This is a genomic window from Collinsella sp. OM06-18AC, from assembly GCF_003438785.1.
Taxonomy (GTDB): Bacteria; Actinomycetota; Coriobacteriia; order Coriobacteriales; family Coriobacteriaceae; genus Collinsella.
In genome coordinates this window covers 25,437-51,724 of sequence record NZ_QSTX01000015.1, presented here as the reverse complement: position 1 = coordinate 51,724, position 26,288 = coordinate 25,437, and the positions used below count along the sequence as shown (strand labels likewise).

Here is a 26,288-nt window from a genome sequence, read left to right as displayed (position 1 = left end):
CTCTCTTCATGAGCCCCGCAGTCCGCTCCGACTGCGGGGCTTTTGCTATTCACCTAGTCATTGGGGACGTTCTTAAACGACTAGTCAAACAAGAACGTCCTCAACGACTATTCATTTAAGTTTGTCCCCAATGACTGCGGAAACCCGGCACTTGGGGACGTTCCTTTCCTGCCGGCAGCTTGGGACAGTCCTTAAAGGCCACTGTCGATCAACTGCGGAAAGTGCATCCCAGGATGAACGTCCAAAACGGGATCTAGTTTCCCTTGAGGTCCTCAACGGGAAAATGCATCCCGGAATTTGGCCGAAAAGCGGGATGTTGTTTCCCAAACGGACCGCTAGCGGAAAGCGCATCTCACCATTGAGTTCCAAAGTGGGATGCGCTTTCCGTACCGGCGGTTCCTGGCAATCTGGGACTACTCATTTAAGTCTGTCCCCAATGAGTGTCTGTCCCCAATGAGTGCTCAATGACTAGTAGTAGGCCCACATGGCTTCGACTTCGTTGAGGACCTCTACGACGCCCCAGCGGCGGGCGCTGCGGCTGGCCGAGTTGGGGTCGTAGACGCCAATCTGGTTGGCATCGTCGATGCCGTAGAGCACGATGTAGTGGCCTACGTTGGTAAACGTACCGGGGCGCACTGCGGCGATAACGGGCGCACCCGAGCGAAGTGCTTGGGTAATCGATTCACGATCGTTATAGAGCTGTGTTCCGTTGAGTCCCAGCTGCCACGCACCGCCCGTCATAAACGACCACTCGGTGGCACCAGTGGGGGCGTAGTTGCCGGCTTCGGCCAGTGCGCATATATCGACCGGCGTCTTATCGGTGTGGCCGGTCTTAAAGATATAGACCATGGTGAGGCAAGTGGGACCGCAAGCGTTTTCGCGAATAGTGCCACCGGCATAGGGCAGCTCCGACCATGCGGGGTCAATTTGGTAGATGTGGGGCATGGTGCCGGCCTGCCATTGCGAGCGTGGGGTCGAGAACGCAAAGGAGTAACCGGGCGCGACGGGAGCTTTAAGCAGCTTGTCCTCGGCAGTGGGCTCAAGACCGGCTGATCCGTGGGAGATACAGGATCCCAAAAACACAAAGACGAGGCAGGCGGCAATGGAGCAAAGCGCAAGGCGTAGGCGGCGGGCCGGAAGCGCGTGGCTTGTGGTGTGTGACGCGGGGTGAGGGGCGGAATTGGCGCGATCGCGTTGAGGTCGCGAAAAGGAGCGCTTAACGTAGTAATCGGTCTTACGACGATCGTGGCGGCGTGGCTGCGATGTGTCGGTCTGGCGTTGGCGTGTGCTCGTGCTCACGCGGTCTGACTGCTGCACGGTACGGCTTTGTTGCCGCGAAGAAGCCCCGAGTTGCTCTTGGGGGCGCTGCGGGTTGTCGTTGTCGGAGGTGCTTCTGGGCGTTGGCGTGGTGCGGCCGGCAAGGCGCACGCTTTGTGGCCGTTGGTCGCCGTCATTGTATCCGTATGCCATTCGAATCACCTTGCCTCATGTGTAACTTGTCTATCCTACATAAAAAGATGCACGACACATGGGTATGTGCGCCAAAAGCCTGACAAATGGTATGAACGTTGCCGCGCCGCGCGCCAAGCGTCACGGCAACAGGTATTCAAAAGCAGACAAGATGAAAGCGTCCAAGACGAATGACGTCTCCCGCCGTTCGTCCCAAAAACGGTGCCGCTCGTTTTGCAGTTCTGCCTTCGGTCGAGCTGCGAGCGGCGCTGCTGCGCCAAGGCCGTATCTTAAAGCCATGGAATAAAAGCGCGCGGCAAAACGGACCGCGCAAGGGGTGACGCCAAGGGGCGTCAAAAAGGAAAGGAGGGGAACAATGGCGGACAAGAACGCAGAAGTTGCAGTCGAGGACAACGGCGGCATGAAGAAAACGCTTTCGCTCTGGAACTTCTTCACCATCGGTTTCGGTGCCATCATCGGTACCGGTTGGGTTCTGCAGGTCGGCGACTGGATGGTCGTGGGCGGCGGTCCCGTTCCCGCTATGATCGCATTCCTCTTGGGTGCAATCTTCCTCGTGCCCGTCGGAGCTGTTTTCGGTGAGCTCACGGCTGCTATCCCCATCTCGGGCGGCATCGTCGAGTATGTCGATCGTAGCTTTGGCCGTACGATGAGCTACATCACCGGCTGGCTCCTGGCCCTGGGCAACGGCATCCTGTGCCCGTGGGAGGCCATCGCCATCTCGACCCTCGTGTCCGAGATGTTCGGCAGCCTGCCCGGCCTTGAGTGGCTGCGCGCCGTCAAGCTCTACACCATCTTGGGCGCCGACGTTTACCTGTTCCCGACGCTGATCGCGCTCGGCTTTGCAACCTACGTCATCTTCCTCAACTTCCGCGGTGCCAGCTCGGCCGCCAAGCTGCAGGCCTTCCTGACCAAGGCCCTGCTCTGCGGCATGCTGCTCGCCATGGGCGTCTCGCTGTTCACCGGCTCGCCGGACAACGCCATGCCCGTGTTCTCCCAGGTCACCGGTGCTGGTGGCGGCAAGCCCGCTACCGAGGGCACCAGCCTGTTCGCCGGTATCGTTTCGGTCCTGGTTCTGACCCCGTTCTTCTACGCCGGCTTCGACACCATTCCTCAGCAGGCTGAGGAAGCAGCCGAGGGCCTCAACTGGAACAAGTTCGGTAAGATCATCTCCTTGGCCCTGCTGGCCGCCGGCGGCTTCTACATGGTCTGCATCTACTCGTTCGGCACCATCCTCGACTGGCATGAGTTTGTTAAGAGCCCGGTTCCCGCGCTTGCCTGCCTCAAGGGCATCAACATGCTCCTGTACCTGGCCATGCTCGTCATCGCCACGCTTGGACCCATGGGCCCGATGAACTCCTTCTACGGCGCCACGAGCCGCATCATGCTCGCCATGGGCCGCAAGGGCCAGCTGCCCGAGAAGTTCGCCGAGGTCGATCCCAAGTCCGGCGCTCCCAAGCTCGCCTGCGTCGTTCTGGGCGTCATCACCGTCGTCGGTCCGTTCCTGGGCAAGAACATGCTCATCCCTCTGACCAACGTGTCGGCTCTCGCCTTCATCTTCTCCTGCGGCATGGTCGCCCTCGCTTGCCTGCGCATGCGCTTCACCGAGCCCGACCTGCCTCGTCCCTACGAGGTGCCCGGCGGCAAGTTTGGCATCAGCCTCGCTATCGTTGCCTGCGGCACCATCATTGGCCTGCTCGTGATCCCGTTCTCTCCCGCCTCCCTCAACATGGTGGAGTGGAGCATCGTGATCGGCTGGCTGGCTGTTGGCCTGGGCCTCATGGCCTTCACCAATTCCCGCAAAAAATAACGCCTAGCCGGGGCGGATCGGGTGCGCGGGGCCCTCTCTCCCGCGCACCGAACCCGGCACCACTTGGGTAGTTTTGTGAGGCCTTAACCCAACGCGGCCTCGCCCACTATATGGATCCATAAGGAGGAACCATGTCCACTAAGTATGCAATCGTTGGCGGCAAGCTCATCGACGGTACCGGTGCCGAGCCGGTCGAGAACTCCCTCGTTCTCGTCGACGACAATGGCAAGATCGAGTACGCCGGTGTCATGCAGGACCTTCCCGAGGGCGTTGAGGTTATCGACGCCGCCGGCAAGACCGTCCTTCCCGGCCTGATCGACACCCACCTGCACTTCTCGGGCAACCTGACCGACGATGACACCGACTGGGTCATGCAGCCGCTCCTCGAGAAGCAGGCCGTCGCCGTCAAGCAGGCCTACGACTGCCTCACCCACGGCCTTACCACCGTCTGCGAGATCGGCCGCTTTGGTATCCAGATCCGTGACTGCATCGACAAGGGCGTCTTCAAGGGCCCGCGCGTTTTGGCAACCGGTCTGGGCTTCTGCCGCGTTGCCGGTCACGGCGACTCCCACCACTGCACCCAGGAGCTCAACAAGGAATCCCACCCCTGGGGCGATCAGGTCGACGGTCCTTGGGATCTGCGCAAGGCCGTCCGTCGTCGCCTGCGCGAGAACCCCGATGCCATCAAGATCTGGGCTACCGGTGGCGGCATCTGGCGCTGGGACTCCGGTCGCGACCAGCACTACTGCTCCGAGGAGATCCAGGCCGTGATCGAAGAGGCCAAGTTGGTCGGCATCCCCGTGTGGAGCCACTGCTACAACAACCACGCCGCTGCCTACGATTCCGTCCGCTTTGGCTGCGAGCAGCTGATCCACGGTTTCGATATCGATGAGCGCACCATGGACCTCATGGCCGAGCAGGGCACCTTCTTCACCCCGACGATCGCCTTCCTGCCCACCTGGTACGCCACCTATCCGCCCGTCTACGTCCCCGAGCTGCACGACAAGTACGAGGGCACCCTGGTCGAGAAGGAGCTGCAGCGCAACTACGACTGCCTGCGCGAGGCCAAGAAGCGCGGCGTCGTCATGACGATCGGCTCCGACTCCTTCTCCTTCGTCACCCCGTACGGCACCTGCTCCATCGAGGAGATGTACGAGTTCGTCGACAAGATCGGCTTCACCCCGGTCGAGACCATCACCTGCGCCACCCTCAACGGTGCCAAGATGTGCCACATCGAGGACGAGACCGGTTCCATCGAGGCCGGCAAGTGCGCCGACCTGCTGGTCGTCAACGGTGACGTCGCCGCTGACATTCACGTGCTCAACACCGACAACATGGACGTCATCATGAAGGACGGCTGGATCGTCGAGGCTGGCACCTTTGGCGAGGCCAACAAATACAGTGCCTAAGATACCGTTTGTCGATGGCTGGATGTAAAACACAGTTTTTGATTGCATAATGCAATGGAGAGGGTCGCTTGCGGCCCTCTTTATTGCTATGGGTGCGGTAGATAAAAGGGGATGACGGTGGATTTAAACAGGCTGATTCTGGGCAAGAGCTACAACTCTACCAAGGTCTTTCGTACGGCCCAGCATGTGGTCCAGGCCATCCTGCTCGGTGTTGTCGTTCCGGCGCTTATCCTGTTGCTTATCTGGGATTTGACCGATAATCCCAACCCCGTCCCGGGCGTTGTCGTCATTGCCGGCTTGGTCATGCTGTGCTTCTTCTTCTCGTACGTCTTTGTCGTTCCCGACGACCTCACGTCGAGCGCTACCGACCGCACACTCGCCATCGCATCGAAAATATTCGCCTATACGTCGCGAGGCCTTACGCCCGAAGCGGCCCTGGGCGCTTCCAAAATCATCCTTTCCGAGACCATCGCCTCGGCCATCTGCTTTACCGACGGCAAGCAGGTGCTGGCGAGCTGGGGCGAGGACTCGGCAAAATGCCCCGCGGGCACTCCGGTTGTGCTGCGGACTACGCTCAACGTGATCAACAGCGGTGAGCAAAGCGTATTTTCGCGCGATGCCTCGACTGAGACGGGTGGCTACTTTCCGCGCCTGCGCGCCGGTATCGTCGCACCGCTCACCGTGCGCGGGCATTGCGTGGGCACGCTCGAGCTGTATTATCCCCGTCTGAGCAGCATCGATATGCGCCAGACGGCGCTTGCCTCGGGCTTTGCCGACCTCATTTCCACGCAGCTTGCGAGCTTTGAGCTCGAGCGCCAGGACGAGCTTACAGCTCGCGTGGAGCTGCGCGCCTTGCAATCGCAGGTCGATCCTCATTTTCTGTTTAACACCATCAGCACCATCGTGTCGCTCGTGCGTACCGAGCCGGACAAGGCCAGGTCGCTGCTCATCGACTTTTCCAATTACTACCGTCAGACACTGTCCGATTCCGATACCCTCACAACGCTCGAGCACGAGGTGGAACAGGGCACTCGTTACATCAACCTTATGCAGGCCCGGTATGGCGACGGCCGTCTGCGCGTCTCGGTCGATATCGACTTTGAGGTGCGCGACAGCATGGTGCCGCCGTTTATCTTGCAGCCGCTGCTCGAAAACTGCATCAAGCATGCGCAGCGCGAGACCGAGCCGCTTTCTATTCATGTTAGGGCTTTTGAGACCGATGACGGCTTGGAGATCATCGTCGAAGATGACGGCATCGGTATGAGCGAAGAAGTCTGCGCGCATCTGTTTGAGCAGCATCGCCGAGAGGAGCCCGAGAGCATTACCGCCGACGGTTCCGTCAAGCGAGGTTGCGGCCTGGCGCTCTTTAACGTACTTCAGCGCATCCATTTCTTTTACGGAGAAGATTCGGGCATGCGCGTGAAGTCCCAGGAGGGCGTGGGAACGCAGGTCATCGTCGAGCTGAACGGCGAGCCGCATGAGCCGGCGCCGATGAAGGTGTAGCGCGCGGTTGGATTGAGAGAAAAAAGAGGGGAAGCGCATATGTCCGAGGGATGGAACATCTTGGTGGTTGATGACGAGCCTCCTATTAGGGCTGAGCTACGTTATCTGCTGGAAAAGGATGCACGTGTGGGACAGATTGCCGAGGCGGGCAATGTCACCGAGGCCGTGGAGTCGATTCTGTCGAACAAGCCCGACGTGCTGTTTTTGGATATCACGATGCCCGGCCGCTCGGGAATCGAGCTTGCCGAGACGCTGCAGAACCTAAAGACGCCGCCGGTCGTGGTGTTTGTGACGGCATTTGCCGAGTATGCGGCCGATGCCTATAACCTCGATGCCGTCGATTACATCGTCAAGCCGGTCGAGGACGCGCGCCTGTCGAAGGCGCTCGACAAGATCGAAACCGCCCTGGGTGTTCGCCGCGCTGTCCATACCCCGCGCCAGCCCCTTCGCCTGACGGTGGATCGTGGGGGTAAAAAGGTGTTCATTCCCGTGGCGGATGTCTGCTACTTTGAGGCACGCGCCGATTTTTGCAACGCCGTCTGCGCCGAGGGAACATACCTGATCAATGAGTCGATTTCCTCGCTCGAGCGGCGCCTGGCCTCCGAGGGCTTTATCCGTGTCCACCGCAGTTATCTGGTCAATTTGGAAGACGTGCACAATGTCGAGATCGGCTCCACGGGCCTGATGGAGCTCAGGCTCGATCGCGTGACCTCGACGGTGCCCGTGTCCCGCCGTCGCGCCGCCGAGGTTAAGACGCACCTGGGGCTTGCGTAAGCGGTCCGCACGCCACCGTTTACCGCCGCAGGTTTGGCACGGGCGCGCGGTGGGCATAATGGGTGGCATCGAATGAAATCGAAAGGATCATTATGCCTGCGCTCATTACGCATCATCTGTTTGGCGAGGAAAGCATCGACCGTCTTCCGCAGGGCGTTATCACGTCCGACGAGGAGCGTATTGCCTTTATCCTGGGCAACCAGGGCCCCGACCCGTTTTTCTTCCACATTCTGACACCGCGTGTTTCCGACTGTACGCTGCTGGCGCAGGTCATGCATCGCTCGCGCATGTCTCGCCAGTTCGCGTGCCTGCGCGACGGCGTGTCGCATCTGCTGCCGCGCGACGCCAGCTTGGGTCGCGCCTTTGCGCTGGGTCTGCTGTCTCATTACGTGCTCGACCGCAACGCCCACCCCTTTGTCTATGAGCAGCAGTTTGGCATCGTGGAGTCCGATTCAGAGCTTGAGGATTCGAGCAGTCAGGTCCATGCCGTGATCGAGAGCGACCTGGATGTACTGATGCTGCAGCTTAAGCGCGATGGCGCTACGGTCGACGATTACCCGCCGGCGGGCGAGATCGTCACCACCGATCGCATCAGTCGCGTGGCCGGCGTGCTGATGAGCTATGTTGCCGGACGCGTGTACGGCATTGACATTCCGGCGGGGGAGTACGGTGCTGCCGTTGCCAATATGCAGCGACTTTACCGTGCGATTGAGCCGGCCGGCTCCGTAAAGACGCGCGCGATCTCGCTGGTTGAGGGGTTGGTGCACGACTACTCGCTGCTCGACGGCCTTGCCCATCGCGTGACGACGGAGCTGCCCGAGCGCACCGGTAACCTGGGCCATCTGACATGGAAGAATCCCTTTACCGATGAGGTCTCGAACGAGAGTTTCCCCGAGGTCTTTGATCGCGCGCTGGTCGATTACGAGTGCACGGTCGCGCGTTTTATCGAGACCGGTGACATGGAGGCCGTGACCGGTCACGTCAACTACAGCGGCCGCGTGCTCGGCACCGACGAGGAGTTCGACCGCGAGGAGTAGGGTCCGCTCCTGTCTCTTTGCCGAATCCTTACCGGCGCCTCCGTGCAATTGGGGTACGATGAACTAGCTGCATATCGGGCGAATACGAAGGGTCCCTGTCCATGAAATACACCAAGCTCGAGCGTAACTGGGTCATGTACGATGTGGGAAACTCGGCCCTCGTGCTGCTCAATACCTCGGTGGTGCCCATCTACTTTAACGCCATCAATACCGGCGCTTCCTCGGCAGACCTGGTGGTCGCTTGGGGCAACGCGCAGACGATTGCCTCGCTGGTCATTGCCATGCTCATGCCCATTCTGGGCGCGCTTGCCGATTACGCCGGCAACAAGATCAAGTTCTTCTTGGGCTTCTTCCTCACGGGCCTGGTTCTTTGCCTGGCGCAGGCTATCCCAATGTCCGCCATGGCATTTTTGACTGTGTACGTGCTGTGCACCATCGGCCTCAACTCTTCTATGACGTTCTACGACGCCATGCTGCCCGACATTACCACCGACGAGCGCATGGACGTCGTGTCCAGCTCGGGCTATGCCTGGGGCTACATCGGTTCCACCGTGCCGTTCATCATCTGCCTGGCGCTTATCATGGGTGGCCCCGCTCTTGGCGTCCCCACCATGCTGGCAACGCGTCTGTCGTTTATCATCACTGGTGCCTGGTGGCTCATCTTTACCCTGCCGCTCATTCGCACCTATAAGCAAAAGTACGGTCGCGAGCGCGGTCCCGAGGACACCATCGGCCACATCGTGGGCGGTGTGTTCTCCGAGGTCGGACACACCATGCGCGAGATTGCCCACAACAAGACCGTACTGGTCTACATGATCGCGTTCTTCTTCTACATCGACGGTGTGCACACGGTCATTTCCATGGCCACCAGTTACGGATCGGCCTTGGGCATCGATTCGACGCAGCTGGTGCTGGCGCTGCTCGTTACGCAGTTCGTGGCCTTTCCGTCCGCCATCATCTACGGCAAGCTCGCCGGACGCGTGGGCACGCTCAACATGATCCTGGTGGCGGTCGCCGCCTACATGGGGATTGTGCTGTTCGCCGCGTTCTTCCTAAAGACCGCCTTTGAATTCTGGGTGCTTGCCATTATGGTCGGCCTGTTCCAGGGCGGTGTGCAGGCGCTCAGCCGTAGCTACTTTGGCCGCATTATCCCCAAGGAAAAGTCCAACGAGTACTACGGCTTCTTTGACATCTTTGGTCGTTATGCAAGCGTTATGGGCACCTTCCTGGTGTCGGTCGTCACCTCGCTGACCGGCAACCCGTCGCTGGGCGTCCTTTCCATTGGCGTGCTGCTGGTCGTTGGCTTTATGCTACTGGTCCGCCTGTCCCGCATGACTCGGGCGGCAGAGCATGCCGCATAGGAGCGAGCGGCTATTGTGCCTGTCCACGGTACTCTTTTGGGGTTATCCGCAATAAACATTGCGACTTGCGAGCAATGATTTGCCCAAGTGGGTATGATGGAGTCAGCTAGGTCGCGGGGCGTCGCCTGTGTTTGGCGGCGTCCCGTTTTTGTGTTGCAGGGAGGGTAAGGCATGAACGCCACGGTCGTGATTCCAACGTATTGGGCGGGCGATGACGCTCGCGCAAACGCCCCTGGCACCTATGACCATTCGACACGACTCAACGCCGACAATCCCGAACTCGACCGCTGCCTGGTCTCGCTTGAGCAGGTACGTGACATCCCGCGCATCATCCTTTTGGTGGTCTGTCCCGTTTCTGCCACAGCCGATGTGTCGCTGCGCGTGCACGAGATTGTCGACGCGCATCCCACGCTCAAGGTCACCGTTGTCACCAACACCCAGGCCTCGCGCATCGCAGACCGGGTTGCTCAGATCGCACCCAAGGGTTCGGGCGAGTGCGTGAGTCTGCGAGGCTACGGCGCCATCCGCAACATGGGGCTAGCCTGTGCCGCTGTGCTGGGGCATGACGCGGTTATCTTTTTGGATGACGATGAGACTGTCATCGACGCCGACTTTATGAAGCGCGCGACCTATGCGCTGGGCCAGCAGACGCGTCAGGGCCTGCCGATCTTGGTCAAGAGCGGCTATTTCTACGATCGCGACGGCTCGCCGTTGGCTCCCACAGATAAGGCGGGCATCTGCCATCGTTGGTGGACCAAGCGCATCGAGTTCAACCGTTGGATGAAAAAGGCGCTCTCGGGCACCCGCATCTCGCGCTCCAACTACGTGTGCGGCGGCCTGATGGCCCTGCACGCCCGCGCCTTTACGCGTGTGGCCTTTGATCCGTTTATCACCCGTGGCGAGGATCTGGATTACCTCTTTAACATGCGCATGTTTGGCTACGACGTGTGGTTCGATAACGAGTGGACCGTGCGCCATCTGCCTCCGGAGTCCGAAAAGCGCTCACCGCGCTTTATGCAGGATGTATACCGTTGGTACTACGAACGGGCCAAGTTGACATTCGCCGCGCATCAAAAGGAGCTCATTCCCGTTACGGCGGCATCGCTCATGCCCTACCCGGGCCCGTGGATTTCGCGCGAGCTCGACGACCGCGTGCGCAAGACCGCTATGGTCCGCAGCGTGTTTACCCGCGAGCATGAGGGCTACCTGCGCATCTGGCGCCATGGTATCGACGAGGCAAAAGCCTATGCGCGCCAAAACGCTGCAAGCTACCTGCGTTTCCAGAGTTTTTGGCCCAAGATCATGGACGGGCTTTGGCGTGACGCACAACTGATCAGTATCCTGGAGGGGGCCGAATGATCGACCGCCGCGCCCAGCGCGATAGTTCAATATCAATCTTTCGCATCATTGCCGTTGCCTGCGCCATTTGCGTGCTGGTGTACTTTATTATTGCCCTGGCGACTGGAATCGAGCCGATTGCCACGGTGATTGCCTGTGCGCTGCTGTGCATCTTTCTGTGCATCTTTATCTTTTTGACGCTCAATCCCGATTCGGTGCGCTCCCAGTACACCGAGGAGACGCTCTCGGTGGCCTCGGCCATGCTCGAGGACATTAAGGGCGGTCTGACGCAGGAGTCGGCGCGTTTGGTGTGTCAGCGCATTTTGCCCGAGACGCGCGCCATGACGGTGGCCATCACCGACGAGGACAACGTGCTTGCCTGCGCGGGCGAGTTTGAGGAAAAGCTACTGCCAGATTCTCCCATCCACACGCTTGCCACACGCTACGTTATCGAACATGGCATCGTGCAATCGTTCAACCGTATGGTGGATGTCGTGGGCTCGGACGGCTCGCACAACCAAGTCCCCGCCGGCATTATCGCCCCCATCAAGGTGGGCGATCGTACCGTCGGCACGCTCAAGTTCTACTACAAGACCCCGCGCGCTGTCGACCGTACCCAGTACGCGCTTGCCTCGGGCTTTGCCGAGATCTTGTCCACGCAGCTCGCCATCCACGAGCTCGAGGTGCAAAAGGAACTCACAGCGCGCGCCGAGGTGCGTGCGCTGCAGGCGCAGATTAACCCGCACTTCCTGTTCAACACGCTGAACACCATTGCATCGTTTACGCGCACCGACCCGCTGCGGGCTCGCGAACTGCTTCGTGAGTTCTCATCGTTCTATCGCGCCACGCTCGACAACTCGGGATCGCTTATTCCGGTCTCGCGCGAGGTCGCACAGACCAAGCGCTACCTTACCTTTGAGAAGGCCCGCTTTGGCGAGGACCGCGTGCTTGCGACGTTCGATGTGTCCGAGGACGTGGAAGATACGCTGGTGCCGGCGTTCGTGATCCAGCCGATTGTCGAGAACGCTGTGCGTCATGGTATGGGCGATGACGACGCCCTGAGGATCGACGTGACCGTTCACCAAGACGGCGAGGATGCAATCTTGATTGCCGTGGCCGATAATGGCGTGGGCATGGATGAGGGTACCGCCGCCAGACTGTTTGACGAGCGCTCTGCCCGTCCCGACGCCAGCTCTCCCCAGGGTGGCGGCGCCGGTGTGGCCATGCACAATATTTCGGAGCGCATCCATCGCTTTTTTGGGCCGCACTCCTATACGCGTGTCGAATCGGCGCCGGGCAAGGGCACCAAAGTGCTTCTTCATCTTGATTTGTCAGAGAGCATCTTTGACATTCAAGAGTAAAATAAAAGGCTACGGGCTCAACGTCATGCGACGGATGCCCGGCGTAGTTAGTTGACGAAAGGTTTTATCCCTATGCTGCGTGCGATGATTGTGGATGATGAGGCGCCGGCTCGCTCGGAGCTTCGCTTCCTGCTCGAGCAAACGGGCAAGATCGGCACGATCACGGAGGCGTCGAGCGTCCGCTCCGCCATCGAGATGCTTATGGAAAGTCGCGTGGATGTCGTGTTTCTCGATATCTCGATGCCCGGTGCCTCGGGCCTGCAACTTGCCGAGGCACTGCATAAGCTCAAAAATCCGCCGGCGATCGTATTTGTGACTGCGTATAGCGACCATGCGGTTGAGGCATTCGACGTCGATGCCGTCGATTATCTGATGAAGCCTGTCGAGGAAGCTCGCTTGGATCGCGCGATCGAGAAGGTTATGCAGCGCGCCAAGCCGGTCACGGACAGCAAGGTGACCATCGAGCGTATCCCGGTGGAAAAGGGCGGTCGCAAGGTGCTCATTCCCGTGGACGACATTCGCTTTATCATGGCCAAGGACGATTACTCCTGCATCTATACCGTCGATGATCGCTTTTTGTCGACGACCTCGCTGGCGCAGTTTGAGGCCAAGCTCTGCGACTTTGGCTTCTTCCGTGTTCACCGCCGCTATATCGTCAACCTGGCGTGCGTCACGGACGTTGAGACGGTGCCCTCGGGTGCCATCCAGCTGGGCATTACGGGCGTCGACGAACGCGTGCCGGTTTCGCGCCGCCGCGTCGTGCCGCTCAAGAAGGCTCTGAGTCTCTAGCACACTGGCCCCGCAGCCCTGTAGACCCATCGTCTGCGGGGCCGTGGGGCCTTTTTTGTATGTATCTGCCGAATCGTTTTTTTGCGGAAGGGATCCCATGAACAGTGCAAGCGCCAAGCGTATCGACATCATCTCGGACACCCACGGCTATTTATCGCCTGCGCTCTTGGATGAGCTTGAGGGCGCAGATCTGATCATCCACGCCGGCGACCTCACGTCAGAGATGGACTACGAGCACCTATGCACCATCGCCCCCGTGCGGGCCGTATTGGGCAACAACGATTACTACCGCGACTACGGCCCCGATGTAGACCGTCTTGCGCTCTTTACCTACGAAGGCCTCAAATTCGCCGTAGCCCACTACCGCGAAGACCTTCCGGTGGGATCCGTAGACGTAGCCATCAACGGCCACACCCACGTAACCAAAGAAGCCCAAGTGGGCCGCTGCCTAGTCCTCAACCCGGGCAGCGCCAGCTATCCCAGAGGCACCCGAGGCCCCACCATGGCCAGAATGCTAGTAAAAGACGGCAAGATACTGACCACTAAGTTTATTGACTTGGACTAACCGCAACAAAAACGGGGGATGCACAACGCATCTCCCGTTTTTCTTTGAGCCAAAGTCAGAAGTCCAACCAGAACAATCAGACCAACCCCGCCGGGAAGCACGCGGGCTAGCCGCGCAGCGGCGCACGCCCGCAAAACTGGTTGAATAATGTGACGGCAGGGAGGGTCTCCGGGGCTGAGGGCGGGGGTTAAGTTTGTCGCGAGTTCCGCACGCAAAGGAAAGCACTTAATGTGCTTTCCGTCTTGCGCAGGACTGTAGAGCAGCAAACTTAACCCCCGCCCTCAGCCCCGGAGACCCTCCCGGATGGCCCCAAAAATTTTTTCAAAAAAGTTGTTGCGCGCCGGACAGACTTCTGTGTATACTAATCCCCGCAGCGCACGCGAGTGGAAACAAACGCGAACGCCTGCCTGGGGAGTTAGCTCAGTTTGGTTAGAGCGCCGGCCTGTCACGTCGGAGGTCGCGGGTTCGAGCCCCGTACTTCCCGCCAACGCAATTAAAGCCACGTCTTCGGACGTGGCTTTTTGCGTTTGATGCACTTTGTTTCGGTAGAACGATCGCCCTGGCGCATCTTCGCCCAGAATCCCCGCCCCTTCGGGAACGCAAGTAAAATCTAATAAGCATATCTGTCTAAACAACAGCTTTGTTGCGCAACACCTGTTCAACGAGACAGGGGGTTAGGTTATACTAAATTGCACTGTAGGCCGCATCTGATGCATTTCGCTCCAAGCGCGGCGCTCAGTGGATATCCGATTTACCATTTGGATGTCCTGCGGTCATTTAGCGTCTCGACACAAGCTCGGCCCCGGAGCTCGTTCGAGCTGTTCGTATTCCTTGAAAGGGGAAAAATGGACATATCGAGGAAGACTGATTACGCCCTTCGTATGTTGGCGATGCTTGCCGAGGATCCGGAGCGTTTGCTTTCTGTTCGCACCGCTGCCGAAGAGGTCAATGTTCCGTATTCGTTTGCCCGCTCGATTCAGCACGGTTTGGTCCAGGCCGGTATTGTGGAGAGCCTGCGTGGCGTCCACGGTGGCATGCGTCTCAAGGTCAGTCCGGATGACGTCACTATCCGTCAAGTCGTCGAGGCCGTTCAGGGTCCTATGGTTATGAACGATTGCACCGCGCCCGATGGTGACTGTGCGCGCATGGGCACGTGCTGCTATCATCCCCTGTGGGCCGGAGCTCAAGCGTTGATGCGCGACTACCTCGATTCCGTTTCACTCGGCGACATCGTCGCTCACCGCCAGTTCCCGGCCGTCGATCCCAAATTCGCCGACCGCGAAGCGTTTCCCGAGTACGCCACCTGTGCGTATACATGCCGGGAGGAATAGCGCCGCATAAGGAGCATAGATATGATTCAGGACCCCTTTCGTTCGATGATTCGTTCGGAAGGGGTCCTGCGTTATCGCGACCTTCCGTGGCGCCGCACGCGCGATCCGTACATCATTTGGCTTTCCGAGGTCATGTTGCAGCAAACACAGGTGCCACGCGTGGAGACGCGTATGCCGGCGTGGCTCGATCGCTTTCCGACCGTGCAGGCGCTTGCCCAAGCCGCGCCTTCCGATGTTTTGGACGCTTGGCAGGGCATGGGCTACAACCGACGCGCTCTGGCGCTCCACAAGGCCGCTCAGCGCGTTGTGGAGGACTGGGACGGTGAGTTTCCGCGTGAGACGCGTGACTTGGTCGCTCTGCCTGGTATTGGCCCGGCAACGGCGCAAGGTATCCGGTCGTTTGCGTTTGACCTTCCAGGCGTGTATCTGGAGACCAACGTGCGCACGGTCTTTCTGCATCACTTCTTTCCCGATGTACCGGCTGTTCCCGACCGCGAGCTGGTGCCGCTGATTCAGGCGGCCTGTCCGGCGGTCCCCGGTGCGGCGACCGACGAGATCGCTCCCTTTGCCGTGCCGCTCGATGATGCCGACACGCCGCGCGCGTGGTATTACGCGTTGCTGGACTACGGCGCATATCTAAAAAAGACGTTGCCCAATCCGTCCAGGCGCTCGGCGGGCTATAGCCGTCAATCAAAGTTTGAGGGCTCACGTCGCCAAAAGCGCGCGCATATCGTGCGCATGTTGCTGGCAGCGCGCGATGGCCAACCGGCGGGGATTACGCTTGCTGATGCCGTGGTGGGCGTTAACGATATGGAAGCGGCGGCTGGGCGCGGGCCGGTCGAGCGCGAGCTTGTCGCGGGCATTCTGGCCGACCTGGAGCGTGAGGGCTTTTGCCGAGCCGAGGGCGATCGCTGGCTGAGCATTTAGCCCGTGGAAATCTGAAGAACAGGATTGTAAGGTTTAGATTTCCGACATGAGGGCATCCTAAAGACGAGGCCGCTCGAAGCCTACGGGCGGCATGCGTTGAAGGGAAGTACACCTATGGATTTTGAGAATTCCCAGACCAAGAAGAACCTCGAGACCGCTTTTGCCGGTGAGTCCCAGGCACACACCAAGTATCGCTACTATGCCTCCAAGGCAAAGAAGGACGGCTACGTTCAGATCTCGAACATCTTTGCCGAGACGGCTGGCAACGAGTCCGAGCACGCCAAACTGTGGTTTAAGTATCTGCACGATGGCGCCGTCCCCGATACCCTGGACAATCTGCGCGATGCCGCCGCGGGTGAGAACTACGAGTGGACCACGATGTACGACGAGTTTGCCAAGACCGCCGAGGAAGAGGGCTTTGCCGAGATCGCCGCGAAGTTCCGCGGCGTCGCTGCCGTCGAGAAGGCTCACGAGGAGCGCTACAACAAGCTCGTCGAGCGCATTGAGTCGGGTGAGGTGTTTGAGCGCGAGGGCGTAAAGGTGTGGAAGTGCCTGAACTGCGGGCACCTGCACGTTGGTGCCGAGGCGCCTGAGGTGTGCCCGGTGTGTAACCACCCGAAGGCGTACTTTGAGGAGCAGGTGGTGAACTACTAGCGCGTGGCGCTGGCTGTTGCGGAGCGCAGGGCGGGGGAAACACCTTTCCCTCTCGCTCACGGCTCCGCAGGGTCGCGCGAGGCAAAGGTGTTTCCCCCGCCCTGCGCTCCGGCTTCGGGTCGTCGCGTGCTCGTTACTGAAAAGCTGATATTAAAGATTGTGTGCCGCCCCTTTTTGGGGCGGCACGTTTTGTGTGGGGTCTCGGTCTCCACAATTTTCGTCAAGCTTTTGGTTAGATTTTGGTTAGTTGGCGGGTTGGCGGAAGGGCAAAAGACCATTCGATAAAAAAGCTCAGAGAAAGTGCTGGTAGGGGAGTTGTTGAGGTTTTCGACAGCTTTTGTCAACAAGAAACTTTGCGGCTATTGCTACGGATTGCGTTGTCGCGGTCATGGCGGTGCGGGATGCTGGGCGTAAGCGTCGAATGCTCCGATTTTGGAGGCCAGCATGGATTTGTTTCTTGAGACTCCGCAGCAACAAGCTGAGCGCATGCTGCGTCAGCAGCAACGACTCATGGAGATGCAAATGCAAGGGGCGGCAGTCCAGCCCTTTGCGCAAAATGTCGTGCCCGCTGCTGTACCTGCAGCTGTGCCCGGGTGTGAATCGGCACCAGAGGCCTATTCCGTACAGCAAGATTCATATGCGAAGGAGCTCGCGTTCGACAAGCGTCGTGCGCGTCGTCGCCGCGTGGGCCAGCGCCTGCGCACCTTGGCGATGATCGTGCTCATCCCGCTGGGGCTTGCGGCCATCTTTCTGGCGTCGTATGCCCTCGCGTGCATCCTCAACGGCGCATCGCCCAACGAGGTGCTCCAGCATCTAGCGGCCCTAGGCCAGCGCTTAGGTGACGTCATAACAACCATCCGCGCCGGCTGGGAGAGTTAGCGTTTGTCACATTAGGACTTCTAGGGTGTAGGGATTCTCGCCACGAGTAGGATTCTTGCATCCTGTGGGTCCTGTCGTGCGACTGAATAGTATTATTGAAGATGAATAATAATAGGATTTGCTATGTATAAGCAGGATTTAGAGCAGACTCTTTTGGATATTGACGAAGAGGCGGAGCTGGAAATAGGTCCAAGAGACGATAGGCCGAGCGTTGTATTGGTGGGAGGAAGCGCCTTCATGCTAAACGATGTGACGAATCGGTCGGTTACACATGACATTGATGTGTTTGAGGCAGACAGGTGCCTCCGCGAGATCATAGCTCGATACCCCGAGGTGAATGGCATGGTAGTGGCATATTGCAACCAGATGCCATTCAATTACGAAGATCGACTGATCCCATTGGAGATCGGGGCGCATTTTATCAGGTACTTTACGCCATCTTTGGAGGATCTGGCGGTGATGAAGCTTTATGCCTATCGTCCGAACGACATCGTCGACCTCCATAGTCGAACATTTATCGACCGACTTGATTGGGATCTGCTCGAGCGGCTTATATTCGATGAAGGAGAGGCGTTGGCCTCGTCGCCTTCAGAGCGGAGTTATCAAGAGATGGTCTGTGCATACAGGCAATACAAAAAGGAGGTGCTCGGTTGAATCTGACTTTTGAGGGATTTTTGAAAGGCTATTGCCGAGAGCTGTCCGGACAGCAGTCGCTGAGTTTTAGGAAGCTTGTAAAGCAGGCAACAACGGTTGAGCCGCGTGTGGCGGAGCCTCTGTTTTTGCTCGCTTTGGCGCAGGGTAAGGCCGAATACGTTCTGGGTTTATCCGAGGGCTCGTGGATGGAAGAGGGCTATCGAGGTGTTTTGTCTCTGTATGGCCAAGCGAGTAGCCTGGCATCTCTATGCTCCGAGGATAAGCTCCCCAATCGTTACGCCAACGTTTGGCGTGCGTATAGAGGGGTGAAAGAAAAGCCAGCGGCCGACAGAAGGGTGAACGCCCTGATGAGAAAGAGAACACTTAAAGCATTGGAGGAATCGGGTGTAACGCGCTACGGTCTCTGCCGCGATTTGAATCTGAATAAGGGAAACGTGTACGCATACTTAGCCGGTGATGACTCGAAGGTGAGCAGGAAGACAGCGCGTCGCATTATGGAATATGCGGAGGAGAGAAGCACCCAAGAAGGGGCCGGGCGCCCGGTGCGTGTGGCGGGGTAAGATTGATCGCGGTTTTGATTGATAATCGATTGGGTTTGTTGGGCGGAGTCTATGTCTGCTATTGATATTGCGCTTGTTGTGATTGCCTTGGTGGCGGTGGGAGTTGCTGCGGTCTGCGCCCTGCAGCTTAAGGGCCTTCGTGCCGAGTTGCGAGAGCGTGGCGGCAACGAAGCGGAAACGCTCGCGGCACTCGAGCAGGCCAACAGCGCGCTCGATGCCCTCAACGTCGCGCTGACAGAAACCCGTCGCACGGCAAATGCCATCGCGCAGCAGCAGACGACCGACGCCGCCGTAGAGCAGCAGCGCTACCTGACCATTGTGCGCGAGTTCTCGCAGGCCGGCGACCGTATGGATGACCTGCGCCGCGAGACGGCCCAACAGCTTGGCGCCAACCGCGAAGGCATCGAGCATCGCCTGGACAAGGTGCGCGAGACGGTCGATGCCCAGCTGGGCGCCATCCGCAAAGACAACAACGTGCAGCTCGATCAGATGCGTGCGACGGTGGACGAGAAGCTCTCCCGTACGCTCAACGATCGCCTGTCGGCATCGTTTAAGCAGGTGAGCGACCAGCTCGAGGCCGTGTATAAGGGCCTGGGCGATATGCAATCTATCGCCACCGGCGTGGGCGACCTTAAGCGCGTGCTGGGCAACGTCAAAGCGCGTGGCATTTTGGGCGAGGTGCAGCTGGGCGCGATCCTGGCGGACATCCTCACGCCCGACCAGTATCTGGAAAACGTCGCCACCAAGCCCGGCGCCTCGGAACGCGTTGAGTTTGCCGTCAAGCTGCCGGTGGACGAGGGCGACCCCGTGCTGTTGCCGATTGACTCCAAGTTTCCGGGCGACGCGTACGAGCACCTGCTCGACGCGCAGGAGTCGGGCGACGCGGAGGCCGTTGCCGCTGCGCGCAAGGCGCTCGATATGATGGTGAAGCGCGAGGCAAAGGACATCTGCGAAAAGTACCTGAGCGTACCCGCGACCACCAACTTTGGCATTATGTTCGTGCCGTTTGAGGGCCTGTATGCCGAGGTCGTCAGTCGCCCCGGGCTTATTGAGACCCTGGGCCGCGACTATCACGTCAACGTTGCCGGCCCCAGCACCATGGCCGCCATTCTCAACAGCCTGCAGATGAGCTACCAGACGTTTAGGCTGCAAAAACGTACCGACGACGTACTGCGCGTGCTCTCCGCCGTCAAGGCCGAGCTGCCGCGTTATCAGGCGGCGCTGCGCCGCGCCCAGCAGCAGATCGAGACCGCGGGCAAAACGGTCGAGGGCATCATTACCACGCGCACCAACGTCATGGAGCGCAAACTCAAGGACATCGACGCGCTGGAAGACGCGCGGGAGGCCGACGCGATTTTGGGCTTGGAGTCCGCAGACCTGCCCGCAGACCAAAAAGACGAGGACTAGCTGCATCTGACGGCGGGGCGCCTGCGCAAGCACGGCGCGGGCGCTTTTCGCATCGCGCTTGCCTGAAGTGCGCTTCAATGTGCAACAATGGCGTTTCGCCCTATCAGATGCGAAAGGAAGCCCATGTCTCAGAGAAGCACCAGTCCGCTCAGCCGCTCCACCGTGCGCCGCACGCTGCAGCGGTTTTGGGGTGTCACGCGCACACAGCCGCTGATTGTCTTTCTCTCGGTGTTCTCGTCGGCGGGTTACATCTTTTTGCTCACGTTTGCCAACACCTACGTTATGGCCCTCATCGTCGACCGCGTCCAAGCCGGCCCCGTGGCGGGCGACCAGGTGTTTGAGGTCTTTGGCCCTTACATTCTGGCGCTCGTACTCGTTAACCTGGTGGGTCAGATCCTCTCCAAGCTACAGGACTACACCGTCTACAAGCTCGAGATTGCGGGCAACTATCACCTGGCGCGCCTGTGCTTTGACACGCTCTCCAATCAATCCATGACATTCCACACCAGCCGCTTTGGCGGATCGCTCGTGAGCCAGACGAGCCGTTTTATGAGCGGCTACACGGGTCTGGTGGACGTGACGGTGTATTCGCTCATCCCCACTATCACCTCGGTCATCTGCACCGTGGCGGCGCTCGCTCCGGTGGTGCCCACATTTACCGTGATCCTGGTGTGCATCATGGTCGTCTACATTGCGTTTGTCTGGCTTATGTACAAGCGCATCATGCCGCTTTCGGCCGCGACGTCCGCCGCGCAGAACAAGCTCTCGGGCGTGCTCTCCGACGCGGTCACGAACATCCTGGCCGTCAAGACCTGCGGGCGCGAGGACTTTGAGCACGATCTGTTCGATGCCGCCGACCGCGCCGCGCGCGATGCCGAGACGGTCTCGATGCACGCCATGATGCAGCGCAACTTTACGACCTCGGGCCTTATCGTCATCACCATGGCCGTGGTGAGTGTGTTCGTGGCGGGTGGCAATGCGTGGTTTGGCATCTCGGCCGGCTCGCTCGTCATGATCTTTACCTACACCTACAACCTCACCATGCGCCTGAACTACGTGAGTTCCATGATGCAGCGCATCAACCGCGCGCTCGGTGATGCGGCCGAGATGACGCGCGTGTTGGACGAGCCGCGTCTGGTGGCAGACGACGAGAACGCCCCCGAGCTCAAGGTGGGCGAGGGTGCGATTGATTTTGAGCACCTGAGCTTTGCATACCGTGATGCCGCGGCGGGCGAGAGCGTGTTCGACGATTTGACGCTCCATGTGGCGGCGGGTCAGCGCGTGGGCCTGGTGGGCAAATCGGGCTCGGGTAAGACGACGCTCACCAAGCTGCTGCTGCGCCTGGACGATGTTCAGGGCGGCCGCGTGCTCGTGGACGGTCAGGATGTCTCGCGCTGCACGCAGCAGAGCCTGCGCCGCCAGGTTGCCTACGTGCCGCAGGAGGCGCTGCTGTTCCACCGCTCCATTCGCGAGAATATCGCCTACGGCCGCCCTGACGCCACCGACGCGCAGATCCGCGAGGCCGCGCGCCTGGCCAATGCCCTGGAGTTTATCGACCGCTTGCCCCGTGGCTTTGACACCATGGTGGGCGAGCGCGGCGTCAAGCTCTCGGGCGGCCAGCGTCAGCGTGTGGCTATCGCCCGCGCGATTCTCACCGACGCGCCGATTCTGGTGCTCGACGAGGCGACCTCTGCCCTCGACAGCGAGTCCGAGGCGCTGGTGCAGGAGGCGCTCGAAAACCTGATGCGTGGACGTACCTCCATTGTGGTGGCGCACCGCCTGTCCACCGTGGCGGCGCTCGACCGCATTGTGGTGCTGGCCGATGGTGAGATCGTCGAGGACGGCACGCATGTGCAGCTCGTCGAGGCGGGCGGCGAGTACGCGAGCCTGTGGAGCCGTCAGACCGGCGCATTCTTGGAGGCGTAAGCGTCTCGGACGTGGGACAATTGTGCTCATAGGTTTGTTGTGCCGTTGAGCCAAGGAGTCGTTATGCCACGCGAGACCAATGCTGCCAAACGCGAGCGCGCCGTTGAGGTGTGCGAGCGCCTCAACCGTCGCTATGGCCCGGTCGAGTGTTTTTTGGACCACGAGAATCCCTTTAGGCTGCTCATCGCGGTGCTGCTCTCAGCGCAGACGACCGACGCGCAGGTCAACAAGGTGACGCCGAAGCTGTTTTCCCAGTGGCCCACGCCCGAGGCTATGGCGGGGGCAAGCGTGGCTGACGTGGCAGACACCATCAAGTCACTCGGCTTCTACAAGAGCAAAGCCAAGCATGCCGTCGAGGCCGCGCAGATGATCGTTGCCGATTACGGCGGCGAGGTACCGGCCGACATGAAGGAGCTCGTCAAGCTGCCGGGCGTGGGGCGCAAGACGGCGAACATCGTACTCAACGTGGGGTACGGCATCGTGGAAGGCATCGCAGTGGATACGCACGTCAACCGCATTGCGCACCGCCTGATGCTGAGTCCCAAGACGCATGCCAAGGAGCCGCTCAAGACCGAGCAGGATCTGCTCAAGATTTTGCCGCACGAGTATTGGGAGTCGGTCAACCATCAGTGGATCACCTTCGGTCGCGAGATCTGCGATGCCCGCAAACCCAAGTGCGACGAGTGTCCGCTGGCAGATTTGTGCCCCAGCGTGCGCGTAGCGGGGTAGGGCGGAATGCATCTTCGTCTGGCGTTTTTTGCAGGGCCGGGTTTGCCCTTGAGCAGGAGTCCTCTCCATGCGCTACCATGACAGGCAACGAATTTGACGAACGACCCGCCGAGCTTGCCTCGGCGGGCTTTTGGCGTTGCAATGCCGGAGGAACAGCATGCTCATTCACCGTATAGCCGCGCAGCTCTACACTGCCGAGGCGCTGCAGACCGTTGAGGCCGGGCTCGATGCTGGCGAGGACGTGACACTGGCCGTGTCTCAGTCGGGCCGAACGCTCATGGCGGCCGCCCAGTTCGCGCGTCGTCCGCGCCCCACGGTCTACATCGTGAGTGGCGAGGACGCCGCCGACCGCGCCGCACGCAGTCTGGCCGCCTATGTGGGCCTGGCGCGCGTGTGCCGCTTTCCCGAGCGCAAGGACTACCCTTGGCGCGAGCAGGCGCCCGATGACGCCGTAGTGGCCCAACGCTGCGAGGCGCTCGGGCGCATCGCGCGCGGGGACAACTGCATCATGGTCGCCTCGGCCCGTGCACTGCTGCGCTGCGTGCCGCCGGTCGAGAGTCGCTACTGGGAGTCCACTACTTTTGCGGTGGGCGAGGAGATTCCCTTTGACGAGGTGCCGCAGCGTCTGGTGGGCATGGGCTACACCAATGCCGGCGCCGCCGACGCGCCCGGCCTGTTCCGTGTGCACGGCGACACCGTCGAGGTGTTTCCCGCGCAGGAAAAGGCGCCCGTGCGCATTGAATTTTTCGGCGACGAGATCGACCGCATCCGCCGCATGGTGAGTTCAACGGGCCAGACCATCGGCAACGAGGACAGCATCGAGATCTTCCCGTGCCGCGAGTTGGCGCTCACCGACGAGGCGGTCCATAACATGCATGTGGCGCTCTATCGCGCCAGCCAGAGCGATAGCAAGCTGGCGGCGCTGCTCGAGATGGTGGATGCGCGCATCGTCACGCCCGAGCTCGACCGCTTTTTGCCGGTGATGTACGGCCAGACCGTGAGCCCGCTGTCGCATGTGATCGGCAAGGCGCTCGTGGTGCTGTCCGAGCCGCGCTCGCTGTTCGATGATTGCCTGCGCGCCTACGAGGATATCGAGGCGCGTGCCGGCGAGGCGGGGGTCGACCGTCTGGACGGCCTGTACGTGCGTGCCCAGCAACTCGACTTTGGCTCCCAGCAACGCCTGAACTATGTGAGCCTCATCCGTGCCGGCGGTGCGGTGACGGCTGAGCTCAAGATTGAGCAGCCTGCCATCGCAGGCTCGGACAACCGTTTTATGACGCGCATCCAGGAGGTCGTGGGCAAGCGCTATGCCTGCGTGTTTGCCATCCCCGACCGCGGTGCGCGCGAGTCGATGGAGCTCACCTTTGGCGACGAGGGCGTTACCTTTGAGGAGTCGCTGACGGCCGCCCCCGAAAATGCCGGCGCTATCGGCGACCGCGTGCGCGTGGCAGCAGCGGATTCCGCCGACCGTGCCGCGCGCCAGGAGGCCCATGCTTCCATTCGCGAGCGCCGCGCCGACGCGCTCAACGCTCGCTCGCTCGAGGCGGGTGCCGCCCAGGCTGCCGCCGGTGCTGCCGTGCCCACTATCTCGCGCGGACGCGTGACCTTTGTCGATGCCGCCTTGCCGCAGGGCGTGGTGGTGCCCGATGCCAATTTGGCCGTGTTCTCGATCGCCGACCTTAACGCCCGCATGGATGCCAACCGCGCGCGTAGCCGCCGAAAGGTTGACATTACGCAGATCACCTTCCCGTTTAAGCCGGGCGACTACGTCGTGCATGCCACCCACGGCATCGCGCTCTTTAGCGAGATCGCGCGCCAGGAAGTGGGCGGCAAGGAGCGCGACTACTTTTTGTTGGAATACGCCGACGGCGACAAACTCTATGTGCCGCTGGAGCAGGTCGACCGCATCACGCGCTATGTCGGTCCCGACGGCGACAAGCCGCGCCTGACCAGGCTCAACACCGCCGACTGGACGCGTGCCACCAACAAGGCGCGCAAGAATGCCAAAAAGCTGGCGTTTGACCTGGTCGACCTGTATACGCGCCGCTCTTCGATTACCGGTATCGCCTGTCCGCCCGATACGCCCGAACAGATCGAGATGGAGGAGAGCTTCCCCTACGACGAGACGCGCGACCAGCTGGAGGCTATCGCCGACATAAAGGCCGACATGGAGGCACCCAAGCCCATGGACCGCCTGCTGTGCGGCGACGTGGGTTTCGGCAAGACCGAGGTCGCCCTGCGCGCAGCCTTTAAGTGCGTGGACTCCGGCCGCCAGGTCATGGTGCTCTGCCCCACGACCATTCTGGCCCAACAGCACTACGAGACATTCTTTGAGCGCTTTTCCCCGTTTGGCCTGGAGGTCGAGGTGCTCAGCCGCTTCCGCACCCCGGCGCAGCAAAAGCGCGCGCTCAAGGCGTTTGCCGAGGGCACGATCGACGTGCTGATCGGCACGCACCGCCTGCTTTCTGCCGACGTGAACCCCAAGAACCTGGGCATGGTGATCATCGACGAAGAGCAGCGCTTTGGTGTGCAGCACAAGGAGCAGCTCAAGAACCTGCGCGAGCAGATTGACGTGCTCACGCTTTCGGCAACGCCGATTCCGCGAACCATGCAGATGGCCACGAGCGGCGTGCGCGACATGAGCCTGATCACCACGCCGCCGACCGGGCGCCGCCCCGTGATCGTGCACGTGGGAGAGTACGATCCCGACGTGGTGAGCGCGGCGATTCGCCTGGAGGTGGGCCGCGGCGGCCAGGTGTATTACGTGTCCAACCGCGTCAAGACCATCGACGACGCCGTGGCGCGCGTGCACGAGGCCGCGCCCGAGGCGCGCGTGGGCGTGGCGCACGGCAAGATGAGCCCGCGCGAGGTCGAGGACGTGATGATCGAGTTCGCGACCAAGAAGATTGACGTGCTCATCGCCACGACCATCGTGGAGAGCGGTATCGACAACGCGTGCGCCAACACGCTCATCATCGAGGACTCGCAGCGCCTGGGCCTGGCACAGCTCTACCAGCTCAAGGGCCGCGTGGGCCGCTCAGCCACGCAGGCATACGCGTACTTTATGTTCCCAGGCGAGCTGCCGCTTACCGAGGAGGCCACGGCACGCCTGACCGCGCTTTCCGAGTTCCAGGACCTGGGCAGCGGCATGCGCATCGCCATGCGCGACCTGGAGATCCGCGGCGCCGGTTCGCTTATGGGTGCCGAACAGCACGGTAACCTGTCGAGCGTGGGCTTCGACCTGTTTACGCAGATGCTGGGACAGGCCGTGGCCGAGGCGCGCGGCGATGACGATGCCGGCGTGGAGGCGGCGAGCGTGGGCATCAACCTGCCGGCCGATTACTTCTTGTCCGAGGAGTACATGCCGGCGGTGGATCAGCGCGTGCTCGTGTACCGCAAACTTGCGGCGGCCGAGGACCTGGAGAGCATCGATGAGGTGCAGGAGGAGACCGAGGCTGCGCATGGTGAGCTGCCGTTGGCGGGACTCAACCTGTTCAACCGCGCGCGCATCCGCATTCGCGGCGAGCGCCTGGGGCTCGAGAGCGTCACGCTCAGCGGTGGGCGCATTACCTTCCTGGGGGTTGACGTTCCCAAGAAGGTAGCCTTTGAGTTTAAGAATCGGTACGGCGCGGTGAACTTCCCCAAGAGCCGCAAGCTGTCGGTGCCCTACAAGGCGGGCGCCGGTGCGGGCAGCGGCCTGGGTCGCGGTCTCGATGCCAACGACGGCACCGGCCCCGTGGCAGCCGCCCTCATGCTGCTGCAGCAGCTGGGTGCGAGCGACGACGACTAACGGGTCGACGTTGCAAA

Annotated in this window: 21 protein-coding genes and 1 tRNA gene; 21 read left to right on the top strand and 1 reads right to left on the bottom strand. The window is 60.6% G+C overall.

Annotation, left to right across the window (positions count from 1 at the left end; translation table 11 throughout):
• Positions 1-468: 468 nt before the first annotated feature.
• Positions 469-1,470: a C39 family peptidase gene (locus DXB86_RS10130; RefSeq protein WP_233504189.1), complete on the bottom strand. Its 1,002-nt coding sequence runs from the start codon at positions 1,468-1,470 to the stop codon at positions 469-471.
• A gap of 355 nt (positions 1,471-1,825) precedes the next feature.
• Between DXB86_RS10130 and DXB86_RS08950 the strand changes: the two genes are divergently transcribed.
• The 21 genes from DXB86_RS08950 to mfd all read left to right on the top strand — a co-directional run bounded on the left by DXB86_RS08950 (position 1,826) and on the right by mfd (position 26,271).
• Positions 1,826-3,277 carry an APC family permease gene (locus tag DXB86_RS08950; RefSeq protein ID WP_117634438.1) on the top strand — a complete coding sequence of 484 codons (1,452 nt, stop codon included), beginning with the start codon at positions 1,826-1,828 and terminating at the stop codon, positions 3,275-3,277.
• A 131-nt stretch (positions 3,278-3,408) separates the two neighbouring features.
• The gene (locus DXB86_RS08945) at positions 3,409-4,686 is read left to right on the top strand and encodes an amidohydrolase family protein (protein ID WP_117736886.1); all 1,278 of its coding nucleotides are present in this window, start codon (positions 3,409-3,411) and stop codon (positions 4,684-4,686) included.
• Positions 4,687-4,803: 117 nt separating this feature from the next.
• A complete protein-coding gene (locus tag DXB86_RS08940) occupies positions 4,804-6,189 on the top strand; it encodes a sensor histidine kinase (RefSeq protein ID WP_233504188.1) in 1,386 nt (461 codons plus the stop codon).
• A 39-nt stretch (positions 6,190-6,228) separates the two neighbouring features.
• Positions 6,229-6,963 carry a LytTR family DNA-binding domain-containing protein gene (locus DXB86_RS08935; protein WP_117736884.1) on the top strand — a complete coding sequence of 245 codons (735 nt, stop codon included), beginning with the start codon at positions 6,229-6,231 and terminating at the stop codon, positions 6,961-6,963.
• Positions 6,964-7,055: 92 nt separating this feature from the next.
• Positions 7,056-8,000: a zinc dependent phospholipase C family protein gene (locus tag DXB86_RS08930; protein ID WP_117584174.1), complete on the top strand. Its 945-nt coding sequence runs from the start codon at positions 7,056-7,058 to the stop codon at positions 7,998-8,000.
• A 101-nt stretch (positions 8,001-8,101) separates the two neighbouring features.
• Positions 8,102-9,361 (top strand): MFS transporter, encoded by a 1,260-nt coding sequence (locus DXB86_RS08925; RefSeq protein ID WP_117736883.1) that lies wholly within the window; start codon positions 8,102-8,104, stop codon positions 9,359-9,361.
• A 171-nt stretch (positions 9,362-9,532) separates the two neighbouring features.
• On the top strand, positions 9,533-10,720 hold the full coding sequence (locus DXB86_RS08920; protein WP_117736882.1) for a glycosyltransferase: 1,188 nt from the start codon (positions 9,533-9,535) through the stop codon (positions 10,718-10,720).
• On the top strand, positions 10,717-12,060 hold the full coding sequence (locus tag DXB86_RS08915; protein ID WP_117736881.1) for a histidine kinase: 1,344 nt from the start codon (positions 10,717-10,719) through the stop codon (positions 12,058-12,060). The genes DXB86_RS08920 and DXB86_RS08915 overlap by 4 nt, the downstream gene beginning before the upstream one ends.
• Before the next feature lie 72 nt (positions 12,061-12,132).
• Entirely contained in the window at positions 12,133-12,849 is a 717-nt protein-coding gene (locus DXB86_RS08910) for a LytTR family DNA-binding domain-containing protein (RefSeq protein WP_006235156.1), read from the top strand.
• A gap of 97 nt (positions 12,850-12,946) precedes the next feature.
• Positions 12,947-13,414, top strand: a complete 468-nt coding sequence (locus tag DXB86_RS08905; RefSeq protein WP_055252090.1) for a YfcE family phosphodiesterase — start codon at positions 12,947-12,949, stop codon at positions 13,412-13,414.
• Between the two features lie 409 nt (positions 13,415-13,823).
• Positions 13,824-13,901, top strand: a tRNA-Asp gene (locus DXB86_RS08900).
• Between the two features lie 358 nt (positions 13,902-14,259).
• Entirely contained in the window at positions 14,260-14,745 is a 486-nt protein-coding gene (locus tag DXB86_RS08895) for an Rrf2 family transcriptional regulator (protein WP_117564951.1), read from the top strand.
• A gap of 21 nt (positions 14,746-14,766) precedes the next feature.
• Complete coding sequence (locus DXB86_RS08890; RefSeq protein WP_117564952.1) at positions 14,767-15,672, top strand: adenine glycosylase; 906 nt, start codon at positions 14,767-14,769, stop codon at positions 15,670-15,672.
• A 114-nt stretch (positions 15,673-15,786) separates the two neighbouring features.
• On the top strand, positions 15,787-16,326 hold the full coding sequence (gene rbr / locus DXB86_RS08885) for a rubrerythrin (RefSeq protein ID WP_055252097.1): 540 nt from the start codon (positions 15,787-15,789) through the stop codon (positions 16,324-16,326).
• Positions 16,327-16,770: 444 nt separating this feature from the next.
• Positions 16,771-17,205: a hypothetical protein gene (locus tag DXB86_RS08880; protein ID WP_117736880.1), complete on the top strand. Its 435-nt coding sequence runs from the start codon at positions 16,771-16,773 to the stop codon at positions 17,203-17,205.
• Between the two features lie 123 nt (positions 17,206-17,328).
• Positions 17,329-17,859 (top strand): DUF6036 family nucleotidyltransferase, encoded by a 531-nt coding sequence (locus DXB86_RS08875; RefSeq protein ID WP_117736879.1) that lies wholly within the window; start codon positions 17,329-17,331, stop codon positions 17,857-17,859.
• The gene (locus DXB86_RS08870) at positions 17,856-18,419 is read left to right on the top strand and encodes a transcriptional regulator (RefSeq protein WP_117629046.1); all 564 of its coding nucleotides are present in this window, start codon (positions 17,856-17,858) and stop codon (positions 18,417-18,419) included. The genes DXB86_RS08875 and DXB86_RS08870 overlap by 4 nt, the downstream gene beginning before the upstream one ends.
• Positions 18,420-18,470: 51 nt before the next feature.
• Entirely contained in the window at positions 18,471-19,826 is a 1,356-nt protein-coding gene (locus DXB86_RS08865) for a DNA recombination protein RmuC (protein ID WP_117736878.1), read from the top strand.
• 123 nt (positions 19,827-19,949) lie between these two features.
• A complete protein-coding gene (locus tag DXB86_RS08860; RefSeq protein ID WP_117736877.1) occupies positions 19,950-21,752 on the top strand; it encodes an ABC transporter ATP-binding protein in 1,803 nt (600 codons plus the stop codon).
• 63 nt (positions 21,753-21,815) lie between these two features.
• On the top strand, positions 21,816-22,481 hold the full coding sequence (nth, locus tag DXB86_RS08855; protein WP_117736876.1) for an endonuclease III: 666 nt from the start codon (positions 21,816-21,818) through the stop codon (positions 22,479-22,481).
• 157 nt (positions 22,482-22,638) lie between these two features.
• Positions 22,639-26,271 carry a transcription-repair coupling factor gene (gene mfd / locus DXB86_RS08850; RefSeq protein ID WP_117736875.1) on the top strand — a complete coding sequence of 1,211 codons (3,633 nt, stop codon included), beginning with the start codon at positions 22,639-22,641 and terminating at the stop codon, positions 26,269-26,271.
• Positions 26,272-26,288 lie beyond the last annotated feature (17 nt).